The organism is Catellatospora vulcania (assembly GCF_009720385.1).
Classification (GTDB): domain Bacteria; phylum Actinomycetota; class Actinomycetes; order Mycobacteriales; family Micromonosporaceae; genus Catellatospora; species Catellatospora vulcania.
Window position 1 is genome coordinate 447,916 of record NZ_ML769301.1, and the last position, 25,719, is coordinate 473,634.

The following is a 25,719-nucleotide window of genomic DNA, read 5'->3' on the forward strand; positions in this document are numbered from 1 at the left end:
ATCGGCAAGCGGCCGATACCTGAGGGTTATACCCATCTGTCCGCAGGTGACACGTCCCGTCACACACCCGGGGCGGTGTGAAACACCACGGACCACGGTGGCGGAGCTCCTTCGGCCCGCTCCGGCGCGGGCGTCCCCGCGGACCGGGCGAGCACCTCACCGGCGAGCGTGGCGAACCGCCGCGCGGCCGGATGCGGCGACCGGCGCGGCCACACCGCCGCGACCTGCTGCCAGAGGGGGTCGCCGGTCAGCGGCCGCCAGGTGACCCGCGGCTCGCGCCGGATCGCGGACTCCCGCTCCAGCGCCAGCCCCTGACCGGCGAGCACCAGCCCGCACAGGAACTCGGGGTTGCGGGCGTGTCGGATCCGGCCGGGCGTGAAACCGTGCTCCCGGCATACCGCCAGCAGGTGGTCGTGCCAGGCGGGCGCGGTGGCGCGGGGGAAGATCACCAGGCCGTGCCCGGCGAGGTCGGCCAGGGCGAGCTCGGCCGACCTGGCCAGCGGGGAGGTGCGGGGCAGCACCACGCCCAGCCGGGTGCGGGTCGTCGGCCCGGCGCACAGGTCCACGTCGTCGACGGGCTGGTGCACCAGCCCCACGTCGAGCCGGGCGGCCGCGAGCAGTTCCAGCTGCTCCGCGGTGGTCAGCTCCTGCAGGTCGACGTCCAGGCCCGGGGCCTGCTCGGTCAGCCGTTGCAGCAGCTCGCCCAGCGCGGCGGCCGGGGTCTCCGGCGGCACCCCGGCGCGCAGGGTGCCGAGCGCGCCGTCGCGGATGGTGGTCATCAGGGTGCGCATGCGCTGCTCCGCGGCCAGGAACTCCCGGGCCTGCTCGCGCAGCGCGTGCCCGGCGGCGGTCAGCGCGGTCTCGCGCGGCAGCCGGTCGAACAGCGTGACGCCGAGCTCGTCCTCCAGCCGCCGCATGGCCTGGCTGAGCGGAGGCTGCGCGATGCCGAGGATCGCCGCGGCTCGGCTGAAGTGCAGTTCCTCCGCGACGGTCAGGAAGTAGCGCAGGTGCTTGGAGAGATCCACCTGTCCGACCATAGGCTGGCCGGATGATGATCACGAACCGGATCGCGGGCGCGTTCGCCGAGGCCGACATGCGGGGGTGGCTGCACGCCCGCGACCTCGACACCGGCCGCGAGGTCGCCGTCGATGCGCACGACCAGGTCGTCATCGGGTCCATCTTCAAGATCCTGCTGGTACTGGAGTTCGCCCGGCAGGCCGCCGCGGGCTCCCTCGACCCGGCCGACCGGGCGTTGGTGCGCGCCGGGGACCGGCTCGGCGGCTGGGGCACCGCGGGCTGCGCCGACGACGTCGAGATGTCACTGCGCGACCTGGCCTACTTCACCATGTCCGTCAGCGACAACACCGCCGCCGACCTGCTGCTGCACCGCGTCGGACCGGACCTGCTGCCGCTGCTCGCGCAGGAGCTGGGCCTGACCCGTACCCGTCTGGTCGGCGGCCCGCGCGAGCTGCTCGCGACCATGATCGCCGACGTCGGGGCGCGCGACGACGAGGAGTTCGCCCGGATCTTCCCGACCCTGCCCGACGAGCGGGTCCGGGCGCTGCGGGTGTTCGACCCGGCGCAGACCAACTCCAGCACGCCCGAGGAGATCACCCGGCTGCTCGGGCTCATCTGGCGCGACGAGGCCGGCCCAGCCCAGGCCTGCGCGGAGGTGCGCGCGCTGATGCTCCGGCAGCTGTTCTGGACCCGGCTGGCCGCCGCGTTCCCGCCGGGCGTGCGGGTGGGGGGCAAGACCGGAACCCTGCCCGGCCTGCACATGGAGGCCGGGGTCGTGGAGTATCCCGACGGCGGCCGCTACGCGGTGGCCGTGTTCGCCAAGACCGAGCACCTGTCCATGCCGCGGCTGGAACTCGACCTGGTGCTCGGGCGGGCCGCGAAACTGGCCGTGGACGAGCTGCGCGGCGAGTGACCTGGGCCACTTGCCGGTCTCGTCGGGCACCGCCTGAACTGGGCTGATATCCGGACCGATATCGCAGGTGCCGCCATACGATCTTGGACGCCGCCGCCGGACGGGTGTTTCGCTGCGCTGGTCATCTTGATCCACCGCACGAGGGGAACCAATCATGTCCGAGCACTCGGCCGACCGCCGCCGCTTCCTGCGTACGGCCGCCGCAGGCACCGCGCTCACCTCGATCGCCGCCATCCCGGCCGCCGCCGCCCCGGCCCTCGCCGCCCCGGCCGCCGCCGCGCCCAGCCCGCGCCGCGGCACGGCCAAACGGCAGACGGCGACACTGCGCTGGCTGGGCACCTCCGGCTGGCGTATCGACGTCGGCGCACGCACCCTGCTGATCGACCCGTACGTCACCCGGTTCCCGACCGGCCTGTTCACCGGCGCGTTCGATCCCGCGACCGCGCTCACCGTGGACAAGGCTGCGGTGGCCGCGCACGTCGGCAAGCCGGAGACCGTGTTCGTCACGCACACCCACTGGGACCACTTCAACGACGTGCCGACCGTGGCCGCCACCACCGGCGCGCGGGTGTTCGGCACGCTCACCGCGTACCACCTCGGGCTCGCCTCAGGCGTGCCCGCCGCGCAGCTCAGCCCGGTCAAGGGTGGCGAGGTGCTGGACTTCGTCGACTACTCCGTCGAGGTCGTGGCCGCGCTGCACAGCCGCAACGCGGCGTACTCGATGGCGTTCCCCGGGGTGCGCACCAGCCCGCCCAGCCCGGCCCCGCGCACCATCGCCGACCTGCCCGAGGGCGACACGCTGTCCTACCAGGTCACCGTCACCGGCGGGCCGTCGGTGTTCTTCATGGGCGCGAGCGACTTCGTCGAGCGCAACCTGAAGGGCCTGAACCCGGACGTCGCGATGCTGGCCCTGCCGTCGAGCACCGCCACGCACGACTACGTCCCGCGGCTGATCGAGGCGCTCGACCGTCCCGCGGTCGTGGTGCCGGTGCACTGGGACAACTTCGAGGCACCGCTGCAGAACCCGCCGGTCGTCGCCCCCGCCGACGCCGAGCGGCTGGACGCCTTCGAGGCCGCGATCCGGCAGGCAGCCCCCCGCACGACGATCCTGCGCCCGCAGTACGCCACCCCGTACACCTTCTGACCCGGACGCCTCGACCGGGCTCGAAGGCCCGGTCGAGGCGGGTGGTCACGGCACGAGGACGAACCCGGCAGGTTTGTGTCGCAGTCCACACGGGAACCCACGTCAGCAGAGCGGCTTCGACCGGGGCCGGTCTTCGGCACGGCGAGGAGGCGACATGTACCTGTTCGAAGCCGACACCGCGCTGGTCGGCCCGGCGAGGGTCCTGTCGGGCATCGACGGTGAGCTGCCGCCCGAAGTGCCGGTCTGTGACGGTTGCGGGCAGCCGTCGCCCTGCGCGGCGGCCACCCACGCCTACGGCAGGGAGCTGGCCGCCGACTTCGCCAGGAGCTACTCCGGACTTTGACAGCTTCTTCCCAGCTTCGCCGACCGTCCACGGGGAACCCGCGTCTCACTTAACGTGATTCCATGCGAAACGCCCGAATCGTGTGCATGACGGTCGCCACCTCGTCGCTGCTGGCCGGTTGCAGCCTCCTCCCGCCGAGCCTGACCGGGCAGGTCGGGCTGGCCGGCATCGGTGATCCGTACTTCCCGACCTACGGCAACAGCGGTTACGACGTCGAGCGCTACCAGCTGAAGGTCAAGTTCGATCCGGCCACCGGGCGGCTCGACGGCACCACGACGGTGCGGGCGAAGGCGAGCCAGTCCCTCGACGAGTTCCACCTCGACCTGTACGGACTGACCGTCACCGGCGTCACCGTGGACGGCCGGGCCGCCAAGTCGGCCCGCGAGGGCGACGAACTCGTGATCACACCGGCCGTGCCGATCACCTCCGGGGCGGCGTTCACCACCGAGGTCGTCTACGGCGGCCGACCCGCGGACACGCCCGACGTCGACGCCGAGGGCAACGGCTTCTTCACCAGCCGCCGCGGGGCGGTCGCCGTCGGCGAGCCGCAGTCGGCCGCGGCCTGGTTCCCGGTCAACGACCACCCCCGCGACAAGGCGCTGTACGACATCGAGCTGACCGTGCCGCCGGGCTACAGCGGGATCAGCAACGGGCTGCTGCGCGGGCGCACCGAGAACGCCGGCTGGAGCACCTGGCGCTGGGAGGTCACCTCGCCCATGGCGTCCTACCTGGCGCTGATGGCCGTCGGCAAGTTCCGGGTGGTGCAGGACGAGCACAAGGGCAAGCCGATGATCACCGCCATCGCGGAGAAGGTGCCGGTGGGCGAGGCCGACCGCAACCTGGCCCGGACTCCGGAGGTCGCCGACTTCCTGGAGACGATCGCCGGTCCGTACCCGTTCGACGCCTACGGTGGCATCGTGGTGGCCGAGAAGCGGGTCGAGGACGAGATGGAGAGCCAGACCCGGCCGGTCTACACGGCCGAGACCTGGGCCGACGGACCCGACACCGTGATCCTGGCGCACGAGCTGGCGCACCAGTGGTTCGGCGACAGCGTGTCGGTGGACACCTGGCGCGACATCTGGCTCAACGAGGGCTTCGCCACCTACGCCGAGTGGCTGTGGCAGGAGCACGACGGCGGGCCGAGCGTGCAGCAGCAGTACGACAAACGCTACGCCGACAAGAAGTCCGACCTGTGGAAGGTCCCGCCCGGCGATCCCGGCCGCGAGGAGATCTTCTCCGACAGCGTCTACGAGCGCGGCGGCATGACCCTGCACGCGCTGCGCCGCCTCGTCGGCGACGACACGTTCTTCGGGATCCTGCGCACCTGGACCCAGCAGCACAAGGACGGCAACGCCAGCACCGCCGACTTCATCGCCCTGGCCGAGCAGGCTTCGTCCCGTCGGCTGGACGGCTTCTTCGACCAGTGGCTGTACACCACCGGCCGCCCGTCCTGACGGCCTACCGCAGGCCTGCGCCCCGCGGGGACTTCCGCCGGGCGCAGGCCTGCGCTCATGCCACCTCGATGTAGTCCAGCTCGGCCCAGCGGGACAGGAAGGTCAACCGCACCGTGTTCGTACCGGCGGCCAGGGTGACGTTGACCGGCGCCTGCCGCCACGTCTCCCAGCCGGTGTTCGGGTAGTTGACGGTCGTGGGGGAGCCGCCGTTGACGGTCAGCGTGTGCTGGGCGTCGCCGAAGCCCGCCGCGTACGCGACGTGCACGGTGTAGGCCCCGGCCCGCGGCGCGAAGACGCTCAGCTGTACCCAGCTGTCGGCGTAGTCGATGTACGCGACGGCCTGGCCCTGCGACGCGGTGGTGGTGGCGCGGATCGAGCAGCGGTTCAGCGTGCCGCGCTCGGCTTCGGTGCGCACCCGGCTGCCCCGGACCACGGGGAAGCCGCCGGACCAGCCGAGGGCCGCCACGTACATGCCGCGGGCGCTGTAGTTGTTGATCCAACCGTGGAAGACGAGGTGGTCGCCCGCGGCGTCACGGACCACGTCCGCGCCGCCCGGTCCGCGGACCGTCCCGTCGACACTCTCGGTGGTGATCAGCGAGCGGTACGCCTTCGTGTACGGCCCGGTCAGCGATGCCGAGGTCGCGTAGCTGGTCTGGTAGGCGTCGCCGCCGTAGCCGCCGAGCGAGTAGAAGAGCACGTACTGCGTGCCGACCTTGGTCAGCACGGGGGCCTCGATGACGCCGTTCTCCTCGGGCCGCCCGCTGCGCAGCAGCTCGACGCGCGCGCCCTGGAAGGTGAGGCCGTCGGCGGCGACGCCCTGCAGCCACAGGCTGGTCGGCTGGCCGATGGCATTGCCGTCGTCCTTGTACAGCAGGTAGCGCGCACCTGTGCTGTCCACGAAACTCGACGCGTCGATGTCGCCGCCCTCGCCGCCGTTGCAGACCAGCGGCTGCGTGCCGACCGGAGCGAACGGGCCGAGTGGGGACGAGGCCAGCGCGGCGCCGATGCACTGCCGGCCCACGGCGCTGCTGCGGGCCGTGTAGTAGAGCAGGTATCTGCCGTCGGCCCGGCGGGTCACCTCGGGCGCCCAGGTCAGGCCGCCGCTGGCCCACGCGCCGAGGGCGGGCAGTGCGTTGCCGCGGCGGGTCCATGGGCCGGTCAGCGAGGACGCCGAGGCCACGGGCACGTTGCCGAAGCCGTTGTTGGTCGAGTATGCGTAGTAGACGCCGTCGAAGCGGGTGACGTCGGGGTCGGGGAAGTCGCCGTTGACCACGAGGGACGGCGCGGTCGTGGCGAGGGTGGTGATGTCGGCCGCGGCGGGGGTCGCGGTGGCGAGCGGGACGGCCGTCAGGGTGGTCGCGATCGTCGCGAGCGCGAGGCACGCGGACAGGACGGGGGATCGGGTGCGAGGCATCGCTCCTCCTCAGAACGCTTTCGGAATAGGAAAGAAAGCATCTAGAAAGAGAAGGATATCGAAGTATGACGTTGCAGTCATCCGGGGCCGCGCGTCGCTGGTGGCGGGAAAGCGCTTGCCATAGAATCCGGTCAATCCTGCGAATGGGGGAGCCCGCGCCGCCGTTACAAAGTTCGCCATAGCTGTCGTATCGGGACCGACCGACCGTCGGTCATTGGCGTTTGGGTGGGTTTGCTGCAACAAAGCTGCACATCGGAGCCATTGACGGACTTAAGTGGACCTTCCAAGGTGGATGGAAAGCGCATTCCAACACAGGGAGGTCCTACAGTGCAGGAAGCGCACGTCCCCCTTCGGCGCAGCAGGCGCGTCCGCAGCGCCCTGGCCGCCGGTGTCAGTGTCACCGTCGCGGCGCTGATCCTGACCATCGGCGCAGCCGCCAACGCGGCCACGCTGTTCTCCGACGACTTCAACGACGGCAACGCCGCCGGCTGGAGCACCTCCGGCGGCAGCTGGGCGGTCTCGTCCGGCGCCTATTCCCAGTCGAGCACCGGGGCCAGCGCCAAGGCCCTGGCGGGCTCGACATCGTGGTCCACCGCCACGGTGTCGGCCAAGGTCCGGGCCAACACGTTCAGCAGCTCGTCCTCACGGGGTATCGGCGTCGCGGCCCGGGTGCAGAGCACGTCGAACTTCTACGCGCTCGTGCTCACGCCCACCGCGGTCCAGATCCGCAAGGGCACCACCACCACGCTGGCCTCCGCGCCGTTCTCCGCGGCAGCCGGCACCTGGTACACCCTGTCGCTGAGCGCGACCGGCAGCTCGCTGGTCGGCTCGGTCAACGGCAGCCAGGTGGTGTCCGTCGCGGACGGCTCCTATCCGACCGGACGCGCCGGGCTGCTGGCCAACTACACCGCGGGCTCGTTCGACGACGTGCTGGCGACCGACGCGGCGGGCCCGAGCCCGTCGACGCCGCCGACCACCCCCGCATCACCGCCCGCGTCACCGTCTGCCTCGCCGTCCGCGCCGCCGTCGCCGAGCACCAGCCCGCCACCGCCTCCGGGCGGGATCGTCGGCTGGGCCACGCAGGCCGGCGGCACCACCGGCGGCGCGGGCGGAGCCACGGTCACCGTGAGCACGTGGGCCGACTTCCGGACCCAGGCCCAGGCCGCAGGCACCCGGACCATCCTGGTCAACGGCATGCTCAGCGGATCGGGCACGGTGGAGGTCACCGCGAACAAGACCATCCAGGGTGTCGGCGCGAACTCCGGCATCTCCGGGACCACCCTCAACATCGAGGACATGCACCCGGCCAACGTGATCATCCAGAACCTCAACATCCGCGGGGTGCCCGGCGGCGACGCCATCCAGATCGAGAACGCCACCCACATCTGGATCGACCACAACACGATGTCCAGCACGATCGAGAGCGACGTCGACTTCTACGACGGCATGATCGACATCACCCACGCCGGTGACTACATCACGGTGTCGTGGAACATCCTGCGCAACCACTGGAAGGACTCACTGGTCGGGCACTCCGACGGCAACGCCGGCGAGGACGTCGGCCACCTGCGGATCACCTACCACCACAACTGGTTCGACCGGACGTTCGAGCGCAACCCGCGGGTGCGGTTCGGCGAGACGGTCCACGTCTTCAACAACTACTACTCCAACATCGACAACAACTCCTCGTCGTACGGCATCGCCTCCACCATGAACGCCGGAGTGCTCGTCGAGGGCAACGTGTTCGAGAACGTGGTGCAGGCGTGCTGGTCGGCCAGCGGCTACGCGGACTCCGATCCGGGCCGCCTGGTGGCCCGCGACAACCTGCTCACCAGCTCAGGGCCGTGTGAGACCAACGGCTCCGTGGCGGCCGTGCCCTACGGGTACACCGCGCAGAGCTCGGGCACGGTCAAGTCGTCCGTCACCGCCGGTGCGGGTGCGGGCAAGCTCTGACCTGTACGGGCTGACAGCCGCAGGAGGCGGGTGATCGGGGCGAGCCCGGATCGCCCGCCTCCTGCGCCACGTGGTCGTGGCCGCACGGACCGGCCGGAGTGGAACAGTTCCGGCATGACGCAATGGGCCAATGACGCGGCGATCCGCCGCTGGGGGCGATGCCCCGGACCGTGCTTCCTGATCGTGGCCGCCGAACGCGCCCAGCGTCCGCGATTGCCGCATCCGACGCGGTCATGCCGGTTAGCGGGTCCATGGTTCAAGCTGGATCTGGCGTGGTCGGGCGGGTCCAGGGCCACGGTAGCGGGGTGAGGGCCGCGTCGACCAGGAGCCGTTCGAGGTCGCGCAGGAAGCGTTCGGCGACCACCGGTGGCAGGTAGGCGGTGTCGCCGGTGACGGCCAGGCCCATGCCGCCGGATGCGTCGATCACCTCCACCCGCATCAGCCAGGTGAAGGTGTCGAGTCCTTCGGCGACCGCGAAGCCGGTGTGCGCTGTCGCGGCCCGCAGCGCCGCGGCGTCGACGTCCTGGCCGGGCGGCTCGGTCTCGGGCGCGAGCCGGATGTCGTTGAAATAGCAGTGCTTGTTGACGCCGGTGGCATAGGGCAGCCCGGCCGCTTCGTGTGCCAGCGCCATCTGCTCGGGGTCGTAGTAGGCGTGCCGGTAGGCCTCGACGGCCGCGTGCCAGACCCGGGGCAGCGCGTCGGCGAAGGAAGGCCGGTCGGCGAGGTCGATCACCAGCAGGCCGAGCTGGTTGAGCTTCGAGATCGCCTCGCGGTACGCGTCGGCGGACCGGTTGTTGACCATCGTGTAGATCCCGCAGGTGTCCTGACCCGACCACGCCGCGATGACTCCGGCGACCGCGGTCAGCAGCACCGTCGAGCTGGACACCCGCTCGCGCCGTGCCACGGCGCGGGCGGCCGTGTCGGCGGCCTGCGAGGTCAGCACGTAGCGCTGGAACCGGGGCGTGCGGGCCGGACCGACCAGGGGCAGGGTGTCGGCGGGCAGGCGGTGGTGGCTGTCCAGCCAGTACCGCACGGCACGCCCGCAGCGCCGCTGCTGGCGCTCGCTGTCCTCGAACCGGGCTATGTCGGCCGACTGCGCGGGCGGCGGTGTCGGCACCGTGCCCCGCAGCAGGAGCAGCCGCAGGTCCCGCAGCACGAGTTCGGCGGCCCGGAAGTCGACGGTCGTGTGGCTGAACACGACGACGAGCTGGCACACCCGCTCGCCTGCCACCAGCAGCGCGATCCGCTGGGGCCACTCCCGGGCGTGGTCGAACGGGGTGGCGGCCAGCTCGGCGGCCACCTGCTGGGCGAGCGCCGCGCCGTCGTCGGCGGGGGTCTCCGTGAGCGGCACGACCAGCACCGGCTGCTCGCCCTGCTCGGCCACGACCTGGCGCAGCCGCCCGTCGATCTCCTGCACGCGGGTGCGCAGGGAGGTGTGCCGGGTGACCAGGGCGCCGACCGCGCGCAGGGCCGACGGCACGTCGAGGGCGGCGCGGCGGGGCGCGGCGACCACCCGGCGCAGGCTGAACATCGCGTGGCTGGCCCCGTGGCGGCGGATGGCGATCCACAGCGCGCGCTGGCCCCACGTCAGCGGCGCGCCCGGGTCGCCGGACCCCGCGAACGGGGCCGCCAGCGGTGCGGCGTTCGCGATCGGGGACGTGGACGGAGCCGCGACCAATGGGGCGTGCGCTGCGGGCGACGCGGACACGGTCGTCTCCGGTGCGGCGTGCCCGGTGGGCGACGCGGGCACGGCCGCCTCCGGTGCGGCGTGCCCTGTGGGCGACGCGGACACCACCGTCTCCGGTGCGGCGAGCGCGGTCGGGGTGGCGCGGACCGGTGTCGCGGCGTCGGCGGTGCGGCCGTGAGAGGACATCACGACAGCGTAGGGCGTCGATGGCGGAAAGCGCTTTCCTCCGTTCGGCCGATCCCTGCCCGCCGACCCCGGATGCAGACTCGTGTCGATATGCGGGCGAGATGCCGATCCCCGCGCCAGGTCGCGTTAGGAGACGTTCTCCCATGCCCGGGATCGGCGAACAACCGCTTCAACCGTGTCGGACAGTCCCCGGGCTGCTGGCCTGGCGGCGTGCGCGTCACCCCGCCGACGTCGCCATCGAGGTCGCGGGCGTCGACACGCTGACCTTCGAGCAGTGGGACCGGGCCTCGTCGGCGGTCGCGTCGGCGCTGCGCGCCAGGGGCGTCACCGCGGGTGCGGCGGTCGGGCTGGTCTTCGCGGGCCGCGACTGGACGAGCTTCGCCGTGGCGTACTGCGGCGTGCAGAAGGCCGGCGCCGCCGCCGTGCCGCTACCCGACGGCCTGCCGTCGGCCCGGCTGTCCCGGTTGCTGGCGGCGTGCGGCGCGGACCTCGTCATACAGGGTCGCGATGAGGTCGACGCGCTGGCCGAGGCGGGCACACCGGACCCGGCCGACGACGCCCGCCCCGGCGGGATCGCCCAGATCCTGTTCACCTCGGGCACCTCCGGGCAGCCCAAGGCGGTCGCCGCGACCCACGCCAACCTCACCGACGGCGTCCCGGTCCACCCCAAGCGGCTGGCCCTGGCACACTCGCGGCGGTTCCTGCACGCCTTTCCGATCGGCACCAACGCGGCGCAGACGATGCTCGTCAACGCCCTGACCGCCCGGCCCGCGGCGCTGACCCTGCCGCGCTTCACACCCCGCCGGTTCGCGGCCAGGCTGCCCGAGGTCGGCACCGTCTTCCTGGTCCCCGCGACGGCGATCGAACTGCTCGACTCCGGGGCGCTGGACGGCCTCGACCTGTCCGGGGTGAACCTGGTCGGCTCGACCGCCGCGCCGCTGCCGCCCGCCGTCGCGCTGCGGCTGAGCCGGGCGTTTCCCAGCGCGGCGATCGTCAACCACTACACGTCGACCGAGGCCGCCCCCGCGCACACCAACATGATCTTCGACCCGGCGCACCCCGACGCGGTCGGCCGCGTCGCGACCGGGGCGGTGCGGATCACCGACGGCGACGGCCGGCCGGTGCCCGACGGCGAGGTCGGCCACGTGTGGCTGCGCTCGCCGCACGCCCGCCGCTACCTCGGTGACGACGAGGCGACCCGGGACACCTTCCGGGACGGCTGGGTCCGGATGGGCGACCTGGGCCGGCTGCGCGGCGGGCACCTGTTCCTGTCCGATCGCGACAGCGACGTGGTCAAGTCGGGCGCGTACAAGATCTCCACGCTGGAGGTGGAGGCCGCGCTGCACGAGCACCCCGCCGTCGCCGCGGCCGCGGTGGTCGGCGTGCCGCACCCGGTGCTCGGCGCGCGGCTCGCGGCGGCGATCGTGCCCCGCCCCGACGCGGGCGAGGTCGGCCTGCCCGGGATCCGCGCGTTCCTCGCCGAGCGGCTCGCCGACCACCAGCTGCCGGGCGACCTGCTCGTGCTCGATCAGCTTCCGCGCAACGACGCGGGCAAGGTCCTCAAACGACAGCTGGTGGGACTCTTCCCCACCGGCACCGGAGGTGGCGCGTGAATCCCATCAGTCACGGCGTGTGGTTCACCGAGCAGGCGGCGGTGGCGGGCACCGCGTACCACATGGCGCTCGGTGTCTGGTTAGACGGCGAGCTGGACCGGCACGCCCTCGGCGAGGCCTGCGCCGCCGTCGTCGCCCGGCATCCCGTGCTGGGCAGCGCGGTCGCCCTCGACGGCGACCTGCCCCGGCTGGTCCCCGCCGCCGAGAAGATCACTCTGAGCGACGCGCCGCACAGCGCAGCCCGGGTACGCGAGGAGATCGCCCGCCCGTACGACCTGAGCCGCGGGCCGCTGGCCCGGTTCTTGCTGCTGCGCGAGGCGCCCACCCGCCACCTGCTGCTGTTCACCGCCCACCACCTGGTCTTCGACGGCATGTCCAAGGATCTGCTGCTGGCCGACCTCGCTGCCGCCTACCGGGGAGACGAGCTCGGGCCGCTGCCCGCCACAGCGAGTGTCGAGTCCGACGAACGCGCGCTCGACTCCGCTCGGGCCTACTGGGCCCGCCACTGGGCGGGTCCGGGCGAGGCGGTGCTGCCCGACCTGGCCGGAACACCGGCCGCCGCCGCGCCGGGCCACGCCGTCGAACTCACCGTGCCGCCCGTCGACGTCGACGGCCTGACCCGGTTCGAAGTCCTACTCGCCGCGATACACGTGCTGCTGGCCCGCTACGGCAACGCGGGACTGCCCGTCGCCGTCGGGCTGTCCACCCGCGACGAGAACACCGCGCGGCGGATCGGGTTGCACGTCAACGAGCTTCCCGTCGGCGTGGCACCGGCCGCCGGCCGTTTCCGCGACTACGCACATCAGCTGCGCGGACGCCTGCGCGAGCTGTACCGGCACCGCGCCGTACCCCTGGCCCAGGTCGTCGGCGGCCTGCGGGCCGCGCCGTCGCTGACCGCGGTGTCGGTCGGCTACCGGCGGCGGGGACCCGCACCGGTGTTCCCCGGCGTCGCCGCCGACGTGCAGTGGGCGCTGTTCCACGGGGCGGCCCGCAACGCGCTGCACATCCAGCTCGTCGACGGCCCCGACGGCGACCTCGCCGTCAGCCTCCAGCACAGCCCGGACTGCCTGCCCACCGCGGCGGTGACCCGGATCGGGCAGCACCTGCGCACCGTGCTGGCCGCCGTCGCCGCCGACCCGGACGCCGACGTCGCGACCATGCCGATCATGCCCGCCGCGGAGCTGGCCACCGTCCTGCACGGCTGGAACGACACGGCCCGCGAGCAGCGCGGCACCGTGGCGCAGCTGCTGGCCACCCAGGTCCGGCTGCGCCCGCACGACATCGCGGTCGTCGACGGCGACCACCGCCTGACCTACGCCGAGCTGGACGCCGCCGCCACGCGGCTGGCCGCCCGCCTGCCGGGTCCGGGCGCGCTGGTCGCGATCCGGCTGCCCCGCGGTTGGCAGGCGCTCGTGGCGATGCTCGCCGTGATGCGGGCCGGTGCGGCATACGTGCCGGTCGACCCGGCGTATCCGCCGGCGCGGCAGGAGCTGATCCTGGCTGGCGCCGAGCCCGCGCTGGTCCTCGACGGCCTCGACGCCGTCCCGGCCGCGTCGTCCGGCGGCGCGATCCCCGCGGGCACCGCGTACGTCATGTACACCTCGGGCACCACCGGCCGGCCCAAGGGGGTGGTAGTGCCGCACACCGCGCTGGGCAACCTGCTGGTCGGCATCGCCGAGACGCTCGGCAGCAGGCCGGGGGACCGCTGGCTCGGCCTCACCCCGCTGTCGTTCGACATCTCCGGACTGGAGCTGTTCCTGCCGCTGGTCACCGGGGGCCGCCTGGTGATCGCGGGCGAGGCCGGCGGCCTCGACGGCCGGGCCGTCGGCGCGCTGATCGAACGCGAAGGCGTCACGCACGTGCAGGCCACTCCGTCGGGCTGGCAGGTCCTGCTCGAAGCGGGCTTCGACGGGCGGGCCGCGGTCACCGCGCTCGCCGGTGGCGAGAACCTGCCGCTCGACCTGGCCCGCAAGCTGCGTGCCCGGGTGGCCCGGCTCGTCAACGTGTACGGCCCGACCGAGACCACCATCTGGTCGACCGCCGAGGAGATACCCGCCGAACCCGACACCGTCACCATCGGCCGCCCGATCGCCAACACCCGGACCTACATCCTCGACGACGACGGACGCCCGCTGCCCATCGGCGTATGGGGCGAGCTGTGCATCGGCGGCCACGGTGTCGCCGACGGCTACCTGCGCCGCCCGGACCTCACCGAGCAGCGCTTCCGCCCCGACCCCTTCGCCGGCGGTCGGCTCTACCGCACCGGCGACCGGTGCCGGTGGTCGGCCGACGGCCGCATCGTCTTCGGCGGCCGCACCGACAGCCAGGTCAAGGTGCGCGGGCACCGGATCGAGCTGGAGGAGATCGAGGCGCACCTGCGCGAGCACCCCGGCATCGCCCAGGCGGCAGTGGCCCTGCGCGGCGGCGAGCTGGCCGCCTACGTGGTGGCCCGTGGCGCCGCCCCTGACCCTGCGGAGCTGCGCCGTCACCTCGGGTCGAAGCTGCCCGCGGCGACCGTGCCGACCTCGTGGACGGCGTTGACGCACCTGCCGGTCACACCCAGCGGCAAGCTCGACCGGGCCGCGCTACCCGAGCCGGTCCATACCCGCGGCCCGTCGAACACACCGGCCACCGACACGCCCGCCACCGACACTGCCGACGCCGACGACCTCGTACAGGTCCTGCGGGGCATCTGGCAGGAGGTGCTGGGCGTCGACGACATCGGCCTCGACGAGGACCTGTTCGACCTCGGCGGGCACTCGCTGACCATCACCCGGATCAACGTGCGCATCCTGCAGCAGCTCGGCCACGACGTGCCGCTGGACGTCTTCTTCGACACGCCCACCATCGCCGACATCGCCGCACACCTGCGGGAGCAGCGGTGAGCGCCGAGCTGAGCGGGCGGCTGGCCACGCTCATCCAGGACGTCACCGGCGGGTCGGTCACCGCGGGCCAGGCGCTCACCGGCGGCTCGCTGCGCGCCCTGGGGCTGGACTCGCTGGGTGCGCTGCGGCTCATCGACGCCATCGACCTCGAATTCGGCGTCGAGATCGACCTCGGCGACGGGTCCGGGTCGGACACCCTCGACGCGATCTCCCGAATGGTGGCCGACCGGATATGAGACACCTGCCGCTGTCCGCGCTGCAACAGCGCTTCTGGTACCTGTGCACCGCATACCCGGGCGACGCGTCGCCGATCCTGGTGCTCAACTGGCGGCTGCTCGGCCCGCTCGACGTGCCCGCCTGGCAGGCTGCTGTGAGTGCGGTCGTCGACCGGCACGAGAGCCTGCGCACCGGCTTCGTGCTCCGCGACGGCGAACCGGTCCAGGTCGTCATGCCGCCCGCCGGGATCGACACCGCGGTCGTCGACCTGCGCGGGCACCCGCAGGACGAGCGTGAGGCCCGCGCCGCCGAGCTGCTGTCGGCCCGTACCCACCGGCTGCTGGACCTCACCGGGGAGCCGCTGGTCGGCTCGTGCCTGCTGCGCCTGGCCGACGACCACCACGTCTGGTGCTTCACCATGCACCACCTGCTCGCCGACGGGGCTTCGCTGCGCATCGTCGGCCGCGAGATCCGGGCCGGCTACCCGGCCGCGCTCGACGGGACCAAACCCGACCTGCCCGAACTGGAGCTGCAGTACGGCGACTTCGCGCTCTGGCAGGCCCAGCAGGACCAGGCCGGCGACCTGGCGTACTGGCGCGAGCGCCTGGCCGGGGCCTCGCAGCTGCAACTGCCGACCGACCTGCCGCGCCCGCCGGAGAAGTCCGCGCACAGCGCCGAGCACATCCACCAGATGAGCCCGGAACTGGCCGGGCAGGTCGTCGAGCTGTCCCGCACCGCCCGCTGCACCCCGTTCATGGTGCTGCTGGCCGCGCTGCAGGTGCTGCTGCGCGAACGAAGCGGCCAGGACGACTTCTGCGTCGGCACCCCGGTCGCCGGGCGGGTGCGCGCCGAGTTCGAGCCGGTGGTCGGGCTGTTCGCCAACACCCTCGCGCTGCGCGCCGACCTGTCCGGCGACCCCAGCTTCGCCGAGCTGCTCAAACGTACGCGCAGCACGGTCATCGGCGGGCTGCAGCGCCAGTCGGCGCCGCTCGGGCGGGTCATCGCGGCGCTCGGCGTGCCCCGGGACCCGGGCCGGACGCAGCTGTTCGACGTGGTGTTCAGCATGCGCAACGACACCCCCGTGTCCGTGTCGCAGCTCGGCCCGCTGCGCGTCGAAGGTTTCCCGCACGGGCACGCCAAGGTGCTGCACGACCTCGTGTTCGACATCTGGCGGCTAGACGAGTCGGGCCTGCGCGCCGGGATCCGCTACGACACGGCGCTGTTCCGGCCGGACACCGTCGACGCGATGGCCCGCCGCTACGAGCAGATCCTGTCCGCCGCGGTCGCCCGGCCCGGCGACCGCCTCTCCGAGCTGGTGGCATCCCATGGGTAGGCACGTCGCGTTCTTCAACATCCCCGCCATCGGGCACGTGTTCCCGACCCTGCCCGTGGTGGAGGAGCTGACCCGGCGCGGGCACCGGGTGACCTACTGCACGACCGAGGAGCGCCGACCGGTGGTCGAGGCGGCGGGGGCGGTGGTGCGGCCGTACCGCTCGCTGCGCCCGCCGGACCACGACCCGACGCTGTGCGCGCCCGCCCGCGACGGCTACATCAGCCATACGCTGCTGGCCTTCCTCGAAGAAGCCGAAGCGACGTACACGCAGCTCGCGCCGCTCTACCGCGACGACCGGCCCGACCTGGTGGTATTCGACCGGATGGCCTTCGCCGGGCGGGTGCTCGCCGCCCGCCTGGACGTGCCCGCCGTCCAGCTGTGGCCGATGCTGGTCTCCAACGAGCACTGGTCGATGGGCCAGGCCCTGGCCGCCTTCGATCCCGCCGACCCGGTCCTGCGTATCTACCAGTCGCGGCTGGAGGCGTTCCTCGCCGCGTACTGCCCGGCGCTGGACCCGGCACAGTTCCTCACTCCGCAGCCCGAGGCGCACCTGGCGTTCTACCCGCGCTCGTTCCAGTACGCGGGGGAGCTGTTCGGGCCCGGTTACCGGTTCGTCGGCCCGTGCCGCCGCCGCACCCCGCTGCAGTGGCGGCCGCCCCGCGACCGCGACGTGCTGCTGGTCACCCTCGGCACCGTCTACAACAACCGGCCCGACTTCTACCGGCACTGCATCGACGCGTTCGGCGGCACCGACTGGCACGTGGTGCTCGCCGTCGGCGAGCGCATCGACCTCGCCGCGCTGGGCCGGCCGCCGGCCAACGTCGAGGTGCGCCGTTTCGTCCCGCAGCTCGACGTGCTCGCCCACGCCACGGCCATGATCTGCCATGCCGGCATGGGCGGCGTCATGGAGGCCATGAGCGCCGGCGTGCCCGTGCTCGCCGCGCCGCAGACCCTGGAGCAGGAAGCCAACGCGCTGCGCGTGGAACAGCTCGCGCTCGGGACCCGGCTGACCGCCGAGCACGCCGACCCCGGCGCGCTCCGGACCGCGATCGAACTCATGGTCAAGGATCCGTCGATCATGGACGGGGTCGACCACATGCGCCGCGCGATCGCCGCGGCGGGCGGGACGGCCCGCGCTGCCGACATCATCGAGCAGAGCCTGCCCTGACCGCTGCCGGAGGGGCGCGGGGCCCGCCTCGTCGGTGAGCCTCCGCGACCTTGTCTCCGCGTTGCCACGAGCGCCTATGCGGGCTCGCGCACCCCTCCCGGGTAGCCGCCGGGGTCCTCCTCGCCCGGCATCGGCTCGACCGGTGCTGCGGGGAGCACCTCCGGCGTGTCCGGCAGCAGCACACCCGGATCGTCGGGTGCGGGCTCGGACGGATCGATCGGCGGATACTGCTCGGGATCGAGATTCGGCTGGCTCATGACCCGCTCTTACCCGATCGCGGCGATGCCAAGCCCTTTCCTGGACCGGTCTCAGGCGAGGGCGTGCTCGCCCGCCAGCCACGCGGCGTGCAGCTTCGCGTACGGCGACCCCGCCGCGGCCACCAGCTCGTCATGGCGTCCCCGCTGCACGACCCGCCCGTCGTCGACGACGATCACCTCGTCGGCGCCGCGGGCGGTGGCCAGCCGGTGCGCGATCGTGATCGTGGTCCGCCCGCGTGACACCCGGTCCATCGCCGTACGCAGCCGCACCTCGCCGGCCGGGTCCACGGCACTGGTCGCCTCGTCCAGGATCAGCAGGTCAGCGCTCGCGGCGTGGGCACGCGCCACCGCGACGAACTGCCGCTCGCCGACGCTGAGGCCCTCGCCGCGCTCGCCGACCAGCGTGCCGAGCCCGTCCGGCAGGCCCGCCGCCCAGTCCAGCAGGCCCAGCTCGCGCAACACCTCGGCGATGTCGTCGTCGCCGAGCGCCCGGCCGAACCGGATGTTGTCGGCCAGCGAGCCGCGGAACAGGAACCCCTCCTGTGGCACCATCACCACCCGCTCGCGCAGGCAGCGCAGCCGCACCCGGTCCAGGGGCACCCCGGCCAGCAGCACCTGTCCCCGGCTCGGTTCGACCAGCCGGGCGACCAGCTTCGCCAGGGTCGTCTTGCCCGCCCCGGTCCGGCCCACGACCGCGACCCGGCTGCCCGCGGCGATCTCCAGGTCGACCTCCCGCAGCACCTGCGCGGACGTGTCCGGGTAGGTGAACCCGACCCCGCGCAGGGCCACCGCGACCGGACCCGGCGGCAGGTCGACCGCCTCGGCGTGGTCGGCGGCGTCCGGCTCGGTGTCGAGCATGTCGAGCACCCGCCGCCACCCGGCGACGGCGCTCTGCAGCCCGTTGAGCATCTCCCCGGCGACCTGCGCCGGCAGCGCGAACTGGGCGACCAGGAACAGGAACGCGGCGATCTCGCCGACCGTCATCCGCCCGCCCACCCCGAGCAGCACGCCGACCGCGGCGGTGGCCGCCATCGCCACGCCGGTGGCGATCTCGCCGACCGAGTACGCGGTGACGGTCAGCCGCGACGCGCGCTGAGCGGCCAGCCGGTGCGCGTCGACCGCCTCGTCCAGGCGGGCCACCGTGCGGGCCGAGGCGTCGTAGGAGCGGATCACCTCGGCGCCGACGACACTCTCCGACACGACGGCAAGCATCTCCGCCGAGCGCTGCCGCACCGCCCCGTAGGCGTCGGCCAGATCGCGCATGCACGCCCGCACCACCCAGCCGACCGGGGCGAACACGGTCAGCACCACCAATGCCAGCGGCCACGAGTAGAAGAACATCACCGTGCCGGTGACCAGCGTCTGCCCGACGCAGATGAACAGCACCACCCCGTTCCACTGCAGGAACGAGGTGATCTGGTCCACGTCGGAGGTCGCCCGTGCCACCAGCGCGCCGCGCTGCTGCGCGCCCACCCGCTGCACCGGCAGGTCGTGGACGTGGCGGAAGACCTTCACCCGCACCGCGGCCAGCGCCGACTCGCTCACGTCGAACAGGCGCAGCATCATCGCGTACCCGCAGACCATGGACAGCAGCAGCACGGCCAGCCCGGCCGCGCCGATCACCGCGACCACCCCGGCGTCCGGCCCGCCCGCGCCGCGCAGCCCGTCGTCGATGCCGCGCTGCACCGCCACCGGCACCGCCGCCCGGCCCGCGGTCATGCCCACCGCCAGCAGCAGCGTGACGGCCAGGCCCCGCCGGAGCTCAGGCGACAGCCGCATCGCCCGCCGCAACGTGTCCCACATCGTGTCGCCCTTCACGCGGACACCCGCCGGTCGTATGCCGCCAGCAGCTCCCGGTAGCCCGGGGTGGACCGCATCAGCTCGTGGTGCGCGCCCGCCGCGGCCACCCGCCCCTGGTCCAGGAAGACGACCTCGTCGGCGAGGGCGATGGTCGGGCGGCGGGTCGCCACCACGAGCATGGCCGGGCCGCCCGGCGCCGACCGCAGTCCCGCGACCAGGTCCGCCTCGACCACCGGGTCGACCGCGCTGGTGGCGTCGTCGAGCACGAGCAGCCGTGGACCGCCCGCCAGGGCGCGGGCCAGCGCGATCCGCTGGCGCTGCCCGCCGGACAGCGCCGCGCCGCGCTCGCCGAGCCCGGTGTCCAGGCCCTGCGGCAGCAGCCGGACGAACTCGTCGGCCCGCGCCACAGCCAGTGCCTGCCAGATCGCGTCGTCGTCGAGTCCTGGCCGCCCCAGCGCGACGTTGGCGCGCACGCTGTCGGAGAAGACGAACGGCACCTGCGGCACGTACGCCACCGCGGCCGCGTACGCCGCAGCCGTCAGCTCCCGCACGTCGATCCCGCCGATCTGCACTGCGCCGGAATCAGGCGTCAGCAGCCGGGCCGCGAGCGCCGCGACGGTCGACTTCCCGGACCCGGTCGCCCCGACCACGGCGACGACCCGGCCCGGCGCCACGCACAGCGACACCTCACGCAGACCCCGCACGTTCACCTGCCGCAGGCGCAGCTCGGCGCGGCCGTCGCCGAGCGAGGCCGTGCCCGGTGGCGTGTCGTCCGCGGCGGCGAGGACGCGGTCCACCCGCTCCGCTCCGGCCACCGCCCGGGGCAGCGCGCCCAGCAGCCAGCCGATGGCGCGGATCGGCATGTCCATCAGCGCGAACAGGAACGCCGCGGCGGTCAGGTCACTCAGCCCGAGCGCGCCCTGCTCGCACCGCCACGCGCCGACGACCAGCACCGCGACCGTGCCGACCTGGGGCAGCGCGTCGATGACCGGGTCGTGCCAGGCACGGGTCCGGCCGATCGAGACCAGCACCTGCCGCAGCTCGTCGACCTCGCCGGCGAACCGCGCCGTCTGGTGATCCGCGCGGCCCATCACCTTGACCGTCAGCGCGCCGTCGAAGCTCTCGTGGGCCAGCGCGGTCACCCGCGCCCGTTTCGACTGGGCCAGCCGGTATCGCGGCGCCACCCGGCGCGAGTACGCGGCGAACACCGTGACCAGTCCCGGGAAGACCACCAGGCCGACCAGGCCGAGCGTCCAGTCGACGGCGAACAGTGCGGTCAGCGCCCCGGCCAGCAGGAACACCGTCGCCACCGCGTAGGCGAGGCTGCCCGCGGGCGAGGCCGCGGCGTCCACGTCCGAGGAGGCGTTGGACAGCAGCGCCCCGGTCGGGTTGTCGCGGTGCCAGGCGGGCGGGAGGCTGAGGTACTTGCGCACGATGCCCTTGCGCTGCCGTGCCTGCAGGCTTTGCTGCAGGTACACCGCGCCCAGCCGGCGGCTGAAGATGCCGACCACCTTCAGCGCGCTCAGGCCCAGCAGGACCGCGGCGGCCCCGGCCAGCAGCCCCGCGTCGACCTGTCCGCGGTCCAGCATCGGGGCCACCACGTCGGCGACCACCGCGCCGATGGCGAAGGCGCTGCCGATCGACAGCAGCACCACCAGGCCCGCCCCACCGAGCGAGAGCAGGAACAGCCGGGGCTCGGACCGGATCATGCGGCCGCAGAGCCGGGTGCCCCGGGCGACCAGCTCGCCTGTCGTCATCGCGCTGCCCGCGGGCGTGGACCGCGTCTCCGATGCCGTCACCGCAGCGCCTCGACCCACAGTTCGGCCATGGTCCGGGTCAGCGCGGCCTCGTCGAACCCGGGTCCTGCCGGGTCGTCCGGGCTGCGGGCGGCCGTGGCGGACCGGGACAGGGTGGTGCCCTCCTGCGAATCCCTGGCCAGGATCTCGTCCAGCCCGGACGGCGCGGCCAGGCCGCAGTGGGCGAACAGCGACCTGAGCACGCCCGGCGGGTCGGCGAGCAGGTCCTCGTAGGTCGCGGTGAACAGGTCCACACCGCGGTGCCGCAGCGCCAGGGCGCGTTCCAGCTGCGCCACCCACTGGCAGGCCATGACCTCCTCGGGCGACAGCAGGCGGCCTTTCCTCCGCCGCCACCTGGCGACCAGCGGGATCAGCCGGCCCAGCCGGTCCTGGACGGCCGCCGGATCGGTGTTCAGGGCGGGGTCGTAGCCTGCGAACGCCCGCGCCGTCGACCGCGCCCACGACTGCGGCTCGCGGTACAGGAAGACCGAGGCGAATTGCGGGAACTCCTCGTGCAGCAGCCAGGCCAGCTCGATGACGAAACTGCGCGGCTTGATCGCGACCGGGCGGCCGAGGGAAAGCAGCCGCACGCAGCTGCGCGCCAGCTCGCGCAGCTCCGCCCCGTCGACGTGCGGGGCGAGCATGACCAGTTGGGTGAGCACGTCCGGCTCGGACACCCCGACCAGGCCGCCGCGTTCGGCCAGCGCCGTGGCGACCAGGGTCGAGCCGCACCGGCCGGTGGAGTACAGGAACACGCCGCCGGGCTCGCCGGGCGTGGACAGCGCGTGCAGTTCGGCGTAGGACAGGGCGACGACCGCGGTCGCGTGTGTGTACTGGGCGAGGAAGTGGAACGGCGCGCCGCTGATGTCGACGTCGGTCCTGGTGAACAGGGCACGGCGGGTGTCGTGGTCGAGGCAGTACAGGCTGTGCCCGGGCTCGGTCACCACGATCTGCGGGTCGACGTCGGCCACCACCTCGCAGCGGAAGTCGGCCGGGCCGGCCACCGCGAGGGGATAGGGCTTGGTCTTCTCCGCGAGGGCGAGCAGCTGGGCCATCACACCGTCCAAGGAAGAAGATGAGGGCGGCATGCCGGCCGCCCTCATCTGCACTTCTCGGTCCCGGTCAGGGACCGAACCACGCGAGCCAACGCTACGGGTAAGCGTTTTCCTCAATCAAGCATGCGCATGTGCAGATTTGTTGCATGACATCAAAGCCGATGGATCGCGCCAATCCGCGCGAATTCCGGCGTCACCGGGTCACAGCAGCCAGAGCGGTACGGCCGCGGCCAGTGCCTGGGCGCCGGTGTCGTTGGGGTGGATGTGGTCGCCGCTGTCGTAGGCGGGCAGGACCTTGGTGGGTGCGGCGGGGTCGCGCAGGATCTGGTCGAAGTCGAGCAGCCCGTCGAATTCGTTGTCGCCGCGCAGCCAGGTGTTGACCGCCTGGCGCACCTCCTCCTTCTGCGCCGTCCACGACGAGTAGCCCTCGAACGGGCCGAGCGTGGCCACCACGACCCGGATGCCCCGGTCCTTGGCCTGGACCGCCAGCTGGCGCAGTCCGTCGATGATCCGGTCGGCGGGGAAGCCGGACAGGTGGACGTCGTTGATGCCGAGTTCGACGATGACGGTGCGTACGCCGGGTTGGCTGAACACGTCGTCGTCGAGGCGGGCCAGCGCGCTGTCGCCCAGCGCCGGGGAGTTGATGGCCAGGCCGTCCTTGGTGACCTGGTTGCCGGCCAGGCTGACGTTGAGCACCCCGGGGTCGCCGAGTGCGGGCCACGTGCCGGTGATCCGTCCGGCGAGGTAGTCGGGCCAGCGGGTGTTCGCGCCGAGCGTGGAGCCCGACCCGTCGCTGACGGAATCGCCCAGGACCACGACGGTGCCCAGGGCGGTCGGGGAGAGCACCTCGATGCCGGCCAGGTAGTAGAAGTGGTTGTACGCCGCGGTCTGCCCACTGCCGTCGGTCTCGGCGGCCCGGTCGCCGGCGTACACGTAGGAGGTCTGCCGGGCGGTCCAGTGCCACGAAGTCGCGCCGGTCGCGGTGGGCAGGTAGAGCGTCACCGCCAGGTCCTGCAGCGCCGACACGGGCAGGTCGACCGGGTCGCTGATCAGCTCCGCGCCCTTGTAGACGACTGCGGACTCGCTGCCGTTGAAGGTGACCGGCCGGATGCTGCCGGGATGCAACGTGGGTGATCCGGCGGCCACCGGCAGCCCGACGCTGGCGCGTCCGATGGTCAGCGGGCCGGTGCCGTACGCATTGGCGAACCGCAGCCGCACCTTCTGCCCACCCAGGGAGACCCGCACCAGCTGGCGGATCGACTGGTCGGCGAAGCCGTTGAGCGAGCTGCCGGTGTTGGCCAGACTCGGCGCGGTCAGCGCGGTGCCCCAGGTGCCCACCCAGCGCGGCGGCAACCCGCCGGACGCCGGACCCGCCGCCGCGACCAGGGTGGTCGCGAGCAGGCCGAGTCCGGCGAGCACGGCCGCGACGCGGCTTCGTTTGATCATCACTTTGTGGAACCTCCGTCGATTCCCGAGGGGATTGCGGCGGACGGACCCGCCATCGGCACCACGATGTCAATAAATACGTAATATGCAGATATACGAATCTGCTGTCATGGTTGCCGGTTCGGCTGATTTATCCGGCCGACCGGCGGCGGGACGAGGTCGCGGCGTAGGTGGGCCGCCCGGGGGGCACCGGGCGGCCCACCGGCCTACCTCCGCGTCGCCGGATCGCGGGTCAGAACCGTGCTCCGACGTCGGCCCCGTTGGCGGGACGCAGGAACGTGGAGGACGGGATCGCACCGTCGGCGGCCCGCGGGCCGGTGATGGTGCTCGCGTCGGTGCTCTGCAGTGTCCAGGTGCCGCCGAGGTCCCACGAGTTGCCCGAGCCGCTGGAGTTCGAGCCGAGCGAGACGGCGGTCCCGTTGGCGACCGCGAGGTTCTTGGTCAGCGTGCTGTCGGAGCGGTTGACGTTGAACCCGGTCCCGGGGTTGTCCCAGGCGGTGCAGCGGTCGATCAGGTGCTGGCCGGGATTGTTGTTGTCGATGAAACCGCCGACCGCGTTGTCCCAGGTCATGCTGTTGCGTACGGTGTGGCTCGCGGACACGGCGTTGCCGCCGAGCTTGAACCCGTTGCCGTCACCGGTGTAGTTGGGCAGGTTCCACCGATTGAACCCGTTGCCCCAGGACAGGCTGTTCTCCAGCAGGATCGGCGAGGAGAACATCCAGTAGTCCAGGCCGTCGTCGGAGTTGTTCCACAGGCGTGCGCCGCGTACGACGTTGCCGCTGCCGGAGCCCTCCTTGATCGCCAGCCCGTCGGCGCTCTCGCCGTTCTTGCGCGGGTCCCGGTTGCCGTAGCTGTCCAGGTTCAGGATCAGGTTGTTGCTGGAGGAGCCCTGCAGGTGCAGGCCGCTCTCGTAGTTGTCGCGGGTGATCAGACGTTCGAACACGTTGTTGTTGGTGTCGAGGCCGAAGACGGCATACGGCCCGTGGATGATCTCCAGGCCGATGATGCGCCACCAGTCGCCCTCGATGTGGATCGCGCCCCGTTCGGCGCGGGGAATGGTGGAGTCCAGCGCGCCCGGCGTGTAGGACATGTTCTCGCCGTCGAGCACGACCCTCTCACTGCCGTAGTTGCGCAGGGTGATCGGCTGGCTGGACGTGCCGTTCTTGAGGACCTGCACGTTGGTGCTCGGCGCGTAGGTCCCGCCGCGCAGGTGGATCGTGTATCCGGGCTGAGCCAGGTCGACCGCGCGCTGGATGGTCTTCAGCGGGGCGCTGAGCGTGCCCGCGTTCGCGTCGTTGCCGGTCGTGGCCACGTAGAGCGAGGTCGTCGGCGGGGTGGTGGTGCCCACCTCGAATTCGAGGTGGTCCACGTTGGCCAGGCCGGTGGACGTGGTCGGCGTGAGGCGGACGGTGTTGCTGCCGGCGTTGACGTTCACCGTCAGTGTCTTGGTGGTCCAGGCGTCCCAGGTGCCGGTGCCCTCGAACGACACGGTCTGCACGGTCGCGCCGTTCACGGCCAGGGCGGCCGGTCGGGCCGTCGTGGTGCCGTTGGCGAAGCGGACGCCGAGCGTCGCGGTGCCCGCGGCCGACGCGGTGACGGTGAACTGCAGGTATCCGCTGGTGGCGTTGTTGCCGTTGCAGAAGCCGCTGCCGGAGTACCCGGCCCAGTTGCTGTCGATGGTGCCGACGCATACGGCGGGTGAGGTCTCGGCCTCGTGGCGGGTCGGTGCGGCTACCGCCATGGGTGCGGGCAGCGCGAGCACGGCCCCGAGCGCCAGTGCGGCGACGGCGGCCGATGAGGTGACTCTCATGTGTCTCCCAAGCTGGAGCGGCGCGGTGCGAGCGCACGGATCACACGCCGCGGGGCGGGGTGACGCGCGAGGGTCCTCGCCCGGAGGGGACCCGGAACGTCGATGCGACCCAGTCTCTGGAAAGCGCTTGCCAATGCGCAAGGGTTGACGTTTGCAGATTTGTTGCAGGCGGCCCCGCCTGCTCGGAACCGCGTGACCCGGCGGCACGGAGATCCTGATTCGACCGCCT

The 25,719-nt window shown here is 72.6% G+C and carries 19 protein-coding genes; 10 read left to right on the forward strand and 9 right to left on the reverse strand.

Annotated features, from left to right (window positions below; translation table 11 throughout):
• Positions 1-59: 59 nt before the first annotated feature.
• On the reverse strand, positions 60-1,025 hold the full coding sequence (locus F6W97_RS01990) for a LysR family transcriptional regulator (RefSeq protein ID WP_155368353.1): 966 nt from the start codon (positions 1,023-1,025) through the stop codon (positions 60-62).
• A gap of 23 nt (positions 1,026-1,048) precedes the next feature.
• Between F6W97_RS01990 and F6W97_RS01995 the strand changes: the two genes are divergently transcribed.
• The 4 genes from F6W97_RS01995 to F6W97_RS02010 all read left to right on the forward strand — a co-directional run bounded on the left by F6W97_RS01995 (position 1,049) and on the right by F6W97_RS02010 (position 4,871).
• Positions 1,049-1,930, forward strand: coding sequence for a serine hydrolase (locus F6W97_RS01995; protein ID WP_230686332.1), 882 nt, complete (start codon positions 1,049-1,051; stop codon positions 1,928-1,930).
• A 154-nt stretch (positions 1,931-2,084) separates the two neighbouring features.
• Complete coding sequence (locus F6W97_RS02000; RefSeq protein WP_155368354.1) at positions 2,085-3,074, forward strand: MBL fold metallo-hydrolase; 990 nt, start codon at positions 2,085-2,087, stop codon at positions 3,072-3,074.
• Positions 3,075-3,228: 154 nt separating this feature from the next.
• Entirely contained in the window at positions 3,229-3,417 is a 189-nt protein-coding gene (locus F6W97_RS02005) for a hypothetical protein (protein WP_155368355.1), read from the forward strand.
• A gap of 62 nt (positions 3,418-3,479) precedes the next feature.
• Entirely contained in the window at positions 3,480-4,871 is a 1,392-nt protein-coding gene (locus F6W97_RS02010; RefSeq protein ID WP_155368356.1) for a M1 family metallopeptidase, read from the forward strand.
• A gap of 55 nt (positions 4,872-4,926) precedes the next feature.
• Here the strand turns inward: F6W97_RS02010 and F6W97_RS02015 are convergent, their stop codons facing one another.
• Positions 4,927-6,285: a family 43 glycosylhydrolase gene (locus F6W97_RS02015; protein ID WP_155368357.1), complete on the reverse strand. Its 1,359-nt coding sequence runs from the start codon at positions 6,283-6,285 to the stop codon at positions 4,927-4,929.
• A 327-nt stretch (positions 6,286-6,612) separates the two neighbouring features.
• On the opposite strand from F6W97_RS02015, the gene F6W97_RS02020 reads away from it, so the two are divergent.
• The gene (locus F6W97_RS02020; protein ID WP_155368358.1) at positions 6,613-8,238 is read left to right on the forward strand and encodes a pectate lyase family protein; all 1,626 of its coding nucleotides are present in this window, start codon (positions 6,613-6,615) and stop codon (positions 8,236-8,238) included.
• Between the two features lie 256 nt (positions 8,239-8,494).
• Here F6W97_RS02020 and F6W97_RS02025 read toward each other — a convergent pair whose 3' ends face one another.
• Positions 8,495-10,111, reverse strand: a complete 1,617-nt coding sequence (locus tag F6W97_RS02025; protein ID WP_155368359.1) for a condensation domain-containing protein — start codon at positions 10,109-10,111, stop codon at positions 8,495-8,497.
• Positions 10,112-10,254: 143 nt separating this feature from the next.
• On the opposite strand from F6W97_RS02025, the gene F6W97_RS02030 reads away from it, so the two are divergent.
• From F6W97_RS02030 to F6W97_RS02050, 5 genes are read left to right on the forward strand one after another with little or no spacing between them, the layout of a single operon-like run.
• Positions 10,255-11,724, forward strand: coding sequence for a class I adenylate-forming enzyme family protein (locus tag F6W97_RS02030; protein ID WP_155368360.1), 1,470 nt, complete (start codon positions 10,255-10,257; stop codon positions 11,722-11,724).
• Positions 11,721-14,609, forward strand: coding sequence for a non-ribosomal peptide synthetase (locus tag F6W97_RS02035; protein WP_230686333.1), 2,889 nt, complete (start codon positions 11,721-11,723; stop codon positions 14,607-14,609). The genes F6W97_RS02030 and F6W97_RS02035 overlap by 4 nt, the downstream gene beginning before the upstream one ends.
• Positions 14,606-14,845, forward strand: coding sequence for an acyl carrier protein (locus F6W97_RS02040; RefSeq protein ID WP_230686334.1), 240 nt, complete (start codon positions 14,606-14,608; stop codon positions 14,843-14,845). Before F6W97_RS02035 ends, F6W97_RS02040 begins: the two co-directional genes overlap by 4 nt.
• A complete protein-coding gene (locus tag F6W97_RS02045) occupies positions 14,842-16,158 on the forward strand; it encodes a condensation domain-containing protein (RefSeq protein WP_155368361.1) in 1,317 nt (438 codons plus the stop codon). The genes F6W97_RS02040 and F6W97_RS02045 overlap by 4 nt, the downstream gene beginning before the upstream one ends.
• Positions 16,151-17,326, forward strand: coding sequence for a macrolide family glycosyltransferase (locus tag F6W97_RS02050; protein WP_155368362.1), 1,176 nt, complete (start codon positions 16,151-16,153; stop codon positions 17,324-17,326). Before F6W97_RS02045 ends, F6W97_RS02050 begins: the two co-directional genes overlap by 8 nt.
• A gap of 74 nt (positions 17,327-17,400) precedes the next feature.
• Here F6W97_RS02050 and F6W97_RS02055 read toward each other — a convergent pair whose 3' ends face one another.
• The 6 genes from F6W97_RS02055 to F6W97_RS02080 form a co-directional block, all read right to left on the reverse strand.
• Entirely contained in the window at positions 17,401-17,583 is a 183-nt protein-coding gene (locus F6W97_RS02055) for a hypothetical protein (protein WP_155368363.1), read from the reverse strand.
• A gap of 51 nt (positions 17,584-17,634) precedes the next feature.
• Complete coding sequence (locus F6W97_RS02060) at positions 17,635-19,386, reverse strand: ABC transporter ATP-binding protein (RefSeq protein ID WP_155368794.1); 1,752 nt, start codon at positions 19,384-19,386, stop codon at positions 17,635-17,637.
• An 11-nt stretch (positions 19,387-19,397) separates the two neighbouring features.
• Positions 19,398-21,182: an ABC transporter ATP-binding protein gene (locus F6W97_RS02065; protein WP_230686335.1), complete on the reverse strand. Its 1,785-nt coding sequence runs from the start codon at positions 21,180-21,182 to the stop codon at positions 19,398-19,400.
• The gene (locus F6W97_RS02070; RefSeq protein ID WP_155368364.1) at positions 21,179-22,234 is read right to left on the reverse strand and encodes a sulfotransferase family protein; all 1,056 of its coding nucleotides are present in this window, start codon (positions 22,232-22,234) and stop codon (positions 21,179-21,181) included. Before F6W97_RS02070 ends, F6W97_RS02065 begins: the two co-directional genes overlap by 4 nt.
• A gap of 201 nt (positions 22,235-22,435) precedes the next feature.
• Positions 22,436-23,680 (reverse strand): SGNH/GDSL hydrolase family protein, encoded by a 1,245-nt coding sequence (locus tag F6W97_RS02075; protein WP_155368365.1) that lies wholly within the window; start codon positions 23,678-23,680, stop codon positions 22,436-22,438.
• Between the two features lie 232 nt (positions 23,681-23,912).
• Positions 23,913-25,490 (reverse strand): right-handed parallel beta-helix repeat-containing protein, encoded by a 1,578-nt coding sequence (locus F6W97_RS02080; RefSeq protein ID WP_230686336.1) that lies wholly within the window; start codon positions 25,488-25,490, stop codon positions 23,913-23,915.
• Positions 25,491-25,719 lie beyond the last annotated feature (229 nt).